This window comes from Mycobacterium sp. (genome assembly GCF_036273375.1).
Classification (GTDB): Bacteria; Actinomycetota; Actinomycetes; order Mycobacteriales; family Mycobacteriaceae; genus Mycobacterium.
In genome coordinates, this window is record NZ_DASUHS010000018.1 from 52,156 (window position 1) to 60,103 (window position 7,948).

Annotated in this window: 9 protein-coding genes; 4 read left to right on the top strand and 5 right to left on the bottom strand. The window is 66.5% G+C overall.

The features are described from left to right. Positions 1-2 precede the first annotated feature (2 nt). The 4 genes from VFW69_RS02155 to VFW69_RS02170 all read right to left on the bottom strand — a co-directional run bounded on the left by VFW69_RS02155 (position 3) and on the right by VFW69_RS02170 (position 4,411). Positions 3-1,661 (bottom strand): bifunctional uroporphyrinogen-III C-methyltransferase/uroporphyrinogen-III synthase, encoded by a 1,659-nt coding sequence (locus VFW69_RS02155; protein ID WP_526497696.1) that lies wholly within the window; start codon positions 1,659-1,661, stop codon positions 3-5. 23 nt (positions 1,662-1,684) lie between these two features. Continuing rightward, a complete protein-coding gene (hemC, locus tag VFW69_RS02160) occupies positions 1,685-2,632 on the bottom strand; it encodes a hydroxymethylbilane synthase (RefSeq protein WP_526497718.1) in 948 nt (315 codons plus the stop codon). 13 nt (positions 2,633-2,645) lie between these two features. Further along, positions 2,646-4,016: a glutamyl-tRNA reductase gene (locus VFW69_RS02165; protein WP_526497698.1), complete on the bottom strand. Its 1,371-nt coding sequence runs from the start codon at positions 4,014-4,016 to the stop codon at positions 2,646-2,648. A gap of 125 nt (positions 4,017-4,141) precedes the next feature. Beyond that, positions 4,142-4,411: a glutaredoxin family protein gene (locus VFW69_RS02170; protein ID WP_526497700.1), complete on the bottom strand. Its 270-nt coding sequence runs from the start codon at positions 4,409-4,411 to the stop codon at positions 4,142-4,144. A gap of 59 nt (positions 4,412-4,470) precedes the next feature. Here VFW69_RS02170 and VFW69_RS02175 point away from each other — a divergent pair, with 59 nt between their 5' ends. Together VFW69_RS02175 and VFW69_RS02180 are read left to right on the top strand one after the other, a co-directional pair. After that, positions 4,471-4,779, top strand: coding sequence for a WXG100 family type VII secretion target (locus VFW69_RS02175; RefSeq protein WP_526497702.1), 309 nt, complete (start codon positions 4,471-4,473; stop codon positions 4,777-4,779). After that, positions 4,772-5,062, top strand: coding sequence for a WXG100 family type VII secretion target (locus VFW69_RS02180; protein ID WP_526497704.1), 291 nt, complete (start codon positions 4,772-4,774; stop codon positions 5,060-5,062). The genes VFW69_RS02175 and VFW69_RS02180 overlap by 8 nt, the downstream gene beginning before the upstream one ends. Positions 5,063-5,326: 264 nt before the next feature. Here the strand turns inward: VFW69_RS02180 and VFW69_RS02185 are convergent, their stop codons facing one another. Then, entirely contained in the window at positions 5,327-5,566 is a 240-nt protein-coding gene (locus VFW69_RS02185; protein ID WP_526497706.1) for a hypothetical protein, read from the bottom strand. On the opposite strand from VFW69_RS02185, the gene VFW69_RS02190 reads away from it, so the two are divergent. Then, positions 5,565-7,541 carry an ADP-ribosyltransferase gene (locus tag VFW69_RS02190; protein WP_526497708.1) on the top strand — a complete coding sequence of 659 codons (1,977 nt, stop codon included), beginning with the start codon at positions 5,565-5,567 and terminating at the stop codon, positions 7,539-7,541. The genes VFW69_RS02185 and VFW69_RS02190 overlap by 2 nt on opposite strands. Positions 7,542-7,586: 45 nt before the next feature. Beyond that, a complete protein-coding gene (locus VFW69_RS02195; protein ID WP_526497710.1) occupies positions 7,587-7,802 on the top strand; it encodes a hypothetical protein in 216 nt (71 codons plus the stop codon). Positions 7,803-7,948 lie beyond the last annotated feature (146 nt).

A 7,948-nucleotide genomic window follows, 5' to 3' on the forward strand; every position in this document is an offset into this window, starting at 1 on the left:
AGCTAGCGCCTGCGGCTCTTTTTGCGCGGCGGTGGCAGCGCACCCTCGGCGCGCAACCGCGCGGCGTGTTCGGCCAGCGCGTCGACCAGCGGTCCAACCGCGGCGGTCTCGGGCTGGACATCCACCCGCAGACCGAATTCGGCTGCGGTCTCAGCGGTCTTGGGACCGATGCAGGCGATGATCGTCCGTGCGTGCGGCTTGCCGGCGATGCCGACCAGGTTTCGCACCGTGGAGCTGGAGGTGAAGCACACCGCGTCGAATCCACCGGTCTTGATCATTTCCCGGGTTTCCGCCGGCGGCGGTGCGGCCCGCACCGTCCGGTATGCGGTGACATCCTCGATCTCCCAGCCACGTTCGCGCAGACCCTCGGCCAGCGTCTCGGTGGCAATGTCGGCGCGCGGCAACAAGACCCGGTTGACCGGGTCGAAAATGCTGTCGTAGGGCGGAAAGTCGTCAAGCAGACCCAATGAGGACTGTTCGCCGGCCGGCACCAGTTCGGGGCTGATCCCGAACGCCCGGACCCGGTCGGCGGTCGACTCGCCCACACACGCGATCTTCACTCCGGAGAACGCGCGCGCGTCCAAACCGAACTCGCCGAACTTCTCCCACACCGCACGCACCGCGTTGGTAGAGGTGAACACCACCCATTGGAAGCGGCCGTCGACCAATCCCTTGACGGCCCTTTCCATCTGAGCCGGGCTGCGCGGCGGCTCGACGGCAATGGTCGGCACCTCGATCGGCAGCGCGCCGTAGGACGTCAGGCGCTCGCTCATCTCGCCGGCCTGATCCTTGGTGCGCGGCACCAGGACCGTCCAGCCGTACAGCGCACGGCTCTCCCACCAGTTCAGCTTCGCCCGGCTGGCCACCGTCTTGCCGATGGTCACCACCAGCGGGCCGGTCAACGGACCGGCGGGGTCGGTACCGCCCAGCACCGCCGAGTCGGTCAGGCCGTGCAGCGTGGTTTCGATGGAACGCTGCTGACAGGTGGTGCCGTGCGCAGTCACCACGCACGGGGTGTTCTCGGCCAGCTCGTGCTCGATCAGGGTGCGCGCGGCGTCAGCCAGATGGGACGAGGTGGCCTGCAGGATCAGCGGACCGGGCGCCGCGGCCAGCGCCTCCCAGTCCACGTCGCCGCGCACGTCGGCGACCGTGTGCGAGGAACCCAACGGCAACCCCGCGTACGTCGGGACAGCATCGCTGGGGGCCAGTCCGGGCACGATCTCGATGTGCAGGTGGCTGCGCGCGATGGCGTTGACCTCGGTGATGACCGCGTCGACCGTCAGCGGGTCGCCGGCCACCAGTCGCACCACGTCGACGCCCGTCCGCGCCTCGGTGGTCAGCGTCTTGGCCACCTCGACGGGGTCGCCCAGCGCCGGGCGGACATCGGGACCGCCGGATATCACCGCCGGCTGCGCCTTGCCTTGGCCGGCACCGCCGTCGCCATTTGTGGCGGCCGTCTCGGCCGGGGCCGGGCCGGAAACCGGTGGCAGGTCTTTACCGATCAGGGCCAGCACCGGCTCGGGCACGTCAGGGTCGGTGAACACCAAAGCGGCGTTCGCCAGCACCGTGGCGGCCCGGGTCGTCAGCAATCCCGGGTCACCCGGGCCGGAGCCCACGTAGGTGATGCGGCCCGGTGTCGGCTTACGCCCTCGCGTCGTCATTGTCGCTCCCACGTAACTCGCAATTAATTTCCTCGCGCCGGGTCTTGCCGCGCTTCGCTCATCAGCTCTCGTGCGCCCAGCTCGAACAGCTCTGCGGCCACCGAAAGCCCAAGCTCTCGTGCCCGACCGGGTCTGCCGATACCGGACGCGCGGATCACGTCGGACCCGTCGAGCGCCGCCACGCAACCGCGCAGCGACAGCTCTTCGAAGATCCGGCCTTCCTCATCGATGGACTCGACCACTTCGGCGATCGCGCCCACCGGTGCGGAGCAACCGGCCTCCAGTTCGGCCAACAGGGCTCGCTCCGCGGTGACCGACGCACGCGTGTCGGCGTCGTCCAGTTCCGCCAGCACTGCCGCCAACCGGCTATCACCGGCACGGCATTCGACGGCGAGCGCGCCCTGAGCCGGTGCTGGCAACATCTGCACCGGCTCTAGCGTCTCGGTGACATCGTCGAGGCGACCGATCCGGGCGAGTCCCGCCCGGGCTACCACGATCGCGTCGAGATCACCACTGCTTACCTTGTTCAACCTGGTATCCAGGTTGCCTCGTAGGGGGCGGATTTCCAAACCGAGACCCAATGCTCTAAGCTGCGCGGCCCGCCGCGGCGACGAGGTACCCACCAGCGAACCGGTCGGCAACTCCGCGAGCACCAGTCCATCCCGCGCTACCACCGCGTCGCGCGGGTCGTTGCGCACGGGTATGGCCGCAACAGCAAATCTAGGGTCGTCGGCGGTAGGCAGGTCCTTGTGTGAGTGCACCGCGGCGTCGACACGGCCCTCCTCCATGGCCTCGCGCAGTGCGGTGGTGAAGACACCGACCCCGAGGGACTCGATGGGCGCCGACGAGCGGTCGCCGGCCGTGCTGATCGTCACCAGCTCCGCCGGGTGTCCCAGCGCGATCAAAGCGTCTCTGACGACCCCAGCCTGGGTGGTGGCCAACAGGCTGCCCCGGGTGCCTATCCGGATCACGTTCGCCAATCGCCTACTCGGCGGTTTGCTGCGGGGTACCCGCGTCGAATCCATTTGCAATGACTGGCAATTCGCCCGCAGCCACGGCATCGACGGCGGTCTGGTCGAGTTCGAAGAGTTCGCGCAGCGCCTCGGCGTAGCTGTCACCGCCGGGCGCGCTGGCGAGCTGTTTGATCCGCACTGTCGGCGCGTGGAGCAACTTGTCCACCACCCGTCGCACGGTGCGCGCCACCTCTTCGCGCTGGGCGCTCTCGAGCCCGGGCAGCCGGTTGTCGAGGCGCAGCAGTTCCGCCTCGACCACATCGGCGGCGCGCTGGCGCAACGCCGTGACCGTCGGCGTGACCTCGGCCATCCGCTGTCCGGCCAGATAGGCGGCAACTTCGGTGGCGACGATGGTGCGGGCGGCGTCGACGTCCGCGGCCGCGGCGTGCGCCGAGGGCTCATGCTGCACGCGGTCCACATCGACGACCCAGACGCCGGGCAGCCCGGCCACCGCCGGGTCGACGTCACGCGGCATGCCCAGGTCGCAGATCACCAGTGGGTCCGTCTCTTCGTCTCGGTGCGCGGCGGCCAGCGCGTGGTGCACGTCGGCCAGCGAGACCACCGGCGTCACCGCCCCGGTACAGCTGACGACGATGTCCGCACCCGCCAAGGTGTCGGCCAGGCGCTCCAAGGGCACGGCGTCGGACCGCACCCCGGCATCGCGGATCTTGCGGACCAGACGCTGGCCCCGAGACAACGAACGGTTGACTACGTGCACGTGTCCAATGCCGGCACGTGAAAGGTGTCCCGCGGCCAGCGCGCCCATCGCTCCGGCGCCGACCAGGACCGCGGTCTTGCCCGACAGTCCGCCCAGGCGGCGTTCGGCCATGCTGAGTGCGACGGACACCACCGAGGCGCCCGCCGCGTCGATGGCGGTTTCGGAATGCACCCGCTTGCCCACCGACAGGGCCCGCTGGGCCAGCTCATGCAGTATTCGCCCGACGGTGCGGTTGGTCTCGGCGTTGGCGTAGGCGCGACGGACCTGGCCGAGCACCTGCTGTTCGCCGATCACGGCGGAATCCAGGCCGCTGGCGACCGCGAACAGGTGCTCGACGGCGGCCTCGCTGTATCGGACGTACGCGTATTTGGTGAGGTCGGTCATCGACATCCCGGACTGCTCCGACAGCACCTGCCCGATCACCGCCAACCCGCCGTGGAACGCGTCCACCACCGCGTAGACCTCGACCCGGTTGCATGTCGACAGCACCATCGCCTCGGTCACCAGTGGCGACTGCAGCACCCGGTCGACGATCTTGCCCTGATCGGACTCGTCGATGCTGAGTTGTTCCAGGACGGAGACCGGCGCACTGCGGTGCGAAACCCCGAAGAGCAAGACGCTCACGGCAGCATCACCTGGCCAGCTCCCTTGCTTCCTCCAGTAACTGAACTGCTGTCCACGGTAAACGTTTATCAGCTGGGCTACCAAATAATCGCCCGGCGCTGGCCGGCCGCGCAGCGCCAGGCGGGTCAGCGGCCGAGATCGGCCCGCAGCCGGGGCTCATCGATCTCCCAGTAGCTGTGTTCACGCCCGTCGAGCAGGATCACCGGCAGCCGATCGCCGAACTCGGCCCGCAGCGCAGTGTTGCCCGCCGCGGCGGCGGCGTCGATGTCGGTCATCGACAACTCGAAACCCAACTCACCGGCCAGTTCGACCAACCGGGCGTGTACGCCCTCGCAGATGCTGCACCCGTCGCGGGTCAGCAGTTCCACCTGCGGCCGGCCGGGAGCTTTGGTCATGGGCACCAGTGTGGCATCGGTGACTTGTGGGGCCATCTACCAGGCGTTACGTTCCGACAATGGCCAACGAGACGCTGCGGGTCGATCCCGTCGTGATGCAGGGCTTTGCCGCCTCGCTCGGCGGTGCGGCGGAGCATCTTTCGGCTCAGCTGGCCCAGCTGGACGATCAGGTCGGTCAGATGTTGGGCGGCTGGCAGGGCGCTTCGGGGACCGCGTATGCGTCTGCGTGGGAACTGTGGCATCGGGGCGCCTCCGAGGTGCAGCTCGGGTTGGCGATGCTGGCGCATCTGGTGGGCCAGGCCGGCGGGGCGTATCAGAGCACCGAGGCCGGGTCCGCCCGGGCGGAGCGGGCGGTGCGTGGTGACTGAGGCGTTTCGGGTGGATCCGCAAGCGCTGGCCGATGCGGTGCAACGGATGGCGGCGTTTCAACGTTATGCCGAGGACATGATCACCGAAATCGATTCGTGCGTAACGCGTTTGCACGCATCGTGGACGGGTGAAGCCGCCGCGGCGCATGCCGAGGCGCATCAGCACTGGGTTCGCGGCGAGGCGATGATGCGTCAAGCGCTGGCGCAACTGGAGAAGATAGCCACGACCGCAAACGGCAACTACACGGGCGCGATGTCGACGAATCTCGGCATGTGGTCGTGAGCGAATGGCGCCGCTGGCGTGTGACCCGACTGCCCTAGACCGCGCCGGTGCCACGGTAAGGGCGACCGGTGTGTCGCTGGAATCGGTGATCTCGGCCTTGACCACGGCGCTGGCCGGCAGTGCGGGCATGGCCGGTGACGATCCGGTGGGTGCGGCGGTGGGCCACGCTTACAACGGGGCGGCGGCCAAGGTGATCGAGGCGATGACCAGCACCCGCAATGGGCTGTGCAGCATCGGCGACGGCATGCGGATGTCGGCACACAACTACGCGCTGGCCGAGGCGATGTCGGATGTCGCGGGGCGGGCCGGGGGTTTGCCGACACCACCGGTCACGGCGCCGTTGACCGTCGGGGCTTCGCCGGCGTCGGCCGTCGGCGCCGGTAGCAGCGCTCCGGCGGGGTGGAGCTGGGTCGCGCCGTGTATCGGAATGATCTGGCCCACTGGCGATTCGGCGAAATTGCGCACCGCCGCAGCGGCGTGGACGACTGCGGGCGTCAACTTCATGACGACCGAGATCGCGGCAGGCGGCGGCACGATGGGCGCCATCGCCGCGCAGCAGATTCCCGAGGCCGCTGCCATCAACAAGGCGTTGGCCAATGCCTCTGGCGCTACCACCAGCGTCGCGCGGCAATGCCAAACGATTGCGGCGCAACTCAACAGCTACGCAGCCAAGATCGACAAGGTACACGCGGCCATCCTGGATCTTTTGGCGCGCATCTGCGATCCGCTGACCGGGATCAAAGAGGTCTGGGATCTCCTGACCGACGAAGACGAAGACGAGATCAAAAGAATCGCCGACGACATCAAAACGGTGGTCGACAACTTTTCTCAGGAAGCCGAAACGCTCGTCGGCCAGATCAAGGCCACCATGTCCGAAGCCGCCACCGCCACGAAGGATATGGCCCACTGGGCAGATAAAGAGTGGGACCACTTCTTGCACGGGACCCCAGTGGGCAAGGCACTCAATCAGGTGGGCCAGACCTTCAAAGGCGTCGGCGTCGAGGGCTGGGATTTCCTCAAAGGCCTGTACGAGATCAGCCAATTCCACGCGCTGCTTGACCCGAAGGGTTACGGCGAAACCCTGACTGGCATGGTCGCCGGGGCTGGGACGCTCGTCGGCTTGGGGCCCGACGGAGGGCCCGGAGTCGCCGAATCGTGGAAAGCGCTGGGTAAGGACATCACGCACTGGGACGAGTGGAGCAGCAATCCCGCCGAAGCGCTCGGAAAATCGATCTTCGATGTGGGGACTCTCGCTTTACCCGGTGGACCCCTCTCCAAACTGGGCAAAGTAGGACACACCGCGGCAGATGCGCTGAAAGGCTTGAAGAAGCCGCCCGAGATTCTGAAGCCTCCGTCGGTCAAGCCTCCGGCGGAGCCGGCCCCGGCCGCCGCCAAGCCACCGGAATCGGGCCAACCCGCGCCCACGGGCAAGCCGGCACCCTCGGGCAAACCGGCGCCGGGGCCCGCGGACGGTCCGCTGCCGCACAGTCCCACCGAGTCCAAGCCATTACCGGTGGAAAAGCCCCCCGCCGGGGAGCCCCCCAAACCGACCGCGGCGCCGGCCGAGCCCGGCGATAGGGCGCCGGCACCCGCACCCCCCGGAGACACACCGCTACCCCATTCGAAACCGCCCGAGCCCATGCCCGCCCACGCGCCGGCGTCTCCCGGCGAACCTCCGGTCGCGCCGGCTCCCCACGCCGGCCCGCCACCGGGGTCCACACCCGCGGCTCCAGCGCCGTACCTGCCGACACCGCCATCGGTCCCTATGGGTGGTGGATTGCCTGCCGAAGCACCTCCGGGCATGGGGGAGGTTCCGCACAGCGGAGAACCTGGCGCTCCCCCATCGGTACCGCCACATCCTCCCGACGGCACAGCGCAGCATCCTCCCGACGGCACACCGCACGGCCCTGGAGAAGGCGGTCCGCATGGCCCGTCCGACGGCGATCCGAATGACCCCACCGGCCACGGACCGCACGACCCGAGTCCGGACGACGGCAGCGACCACCACTTACCACTGCACCCGCTTAACTCGGACGATCTGGCAGCGCTCGCCCACTACACTGGGCCGGGATACCAAGACCTAAATTTTGCTCTTAGGGAAGGCGCATTGGACGCATCTCAACAGGCCCGTGTTGACGCACTTCACAAAGCGTTGGAGAAGCTCCCGATGTATGAAGGCGCCGTAGTCCGAGGCACAAACCTGCCGGCCGATGTACTCGAACAGTACCGACCGGGCGAAATAATTACGGAGCCTGCTTTTACTAGCACCTCAATGGACCATGCTGTGGCTCAATCACCTACTTTCGCTGGAAACACCGAGTTCAGGATCTGGTCGACTACCGGACGAGATGTTTCATCGGTGTCTATATACCCTGGTGAGCAAGAAATATTATTTCCAGCCGGGTCAAAATTTTATGTTGTAAGCAAAGTAGTAGATCCACAGACAGGCAGGACGATTATCGAAATGATCGAACGCTGACTAGCTGTTCCGCGCGCACCTTGTAAATCATGACGGGAGTTCCGAATGAGTAAAAAGATTGCTGGCAAGACTTTTTCGACACCGGAAGAAGCTGGCGTTACCGTGCCTACAGAAGAAGAATTGGCGCGGGCAAGGAGGGGCTTCGACGAATTTCAGGCCAAAGTCGACGCCGTTGCGCCGGAAGACCGCAAAACAAACATTTCGCCGAAATTTTGGGATGATATATCTGGTACCGAGTACGATCCCAACAAGAAAGCTTAGGATCGCACTCTGTACTGACGTCATAAGTCGGTAACGAAGACCTCTTCGGTCTCGCCGGGTTTTTTACTTCCTTAAATGCATTCGGCGAGTAGTGCAATAAAGAAGCACGTCAATGACGGTGTCCCAAAATTCTACCTATGCATTCA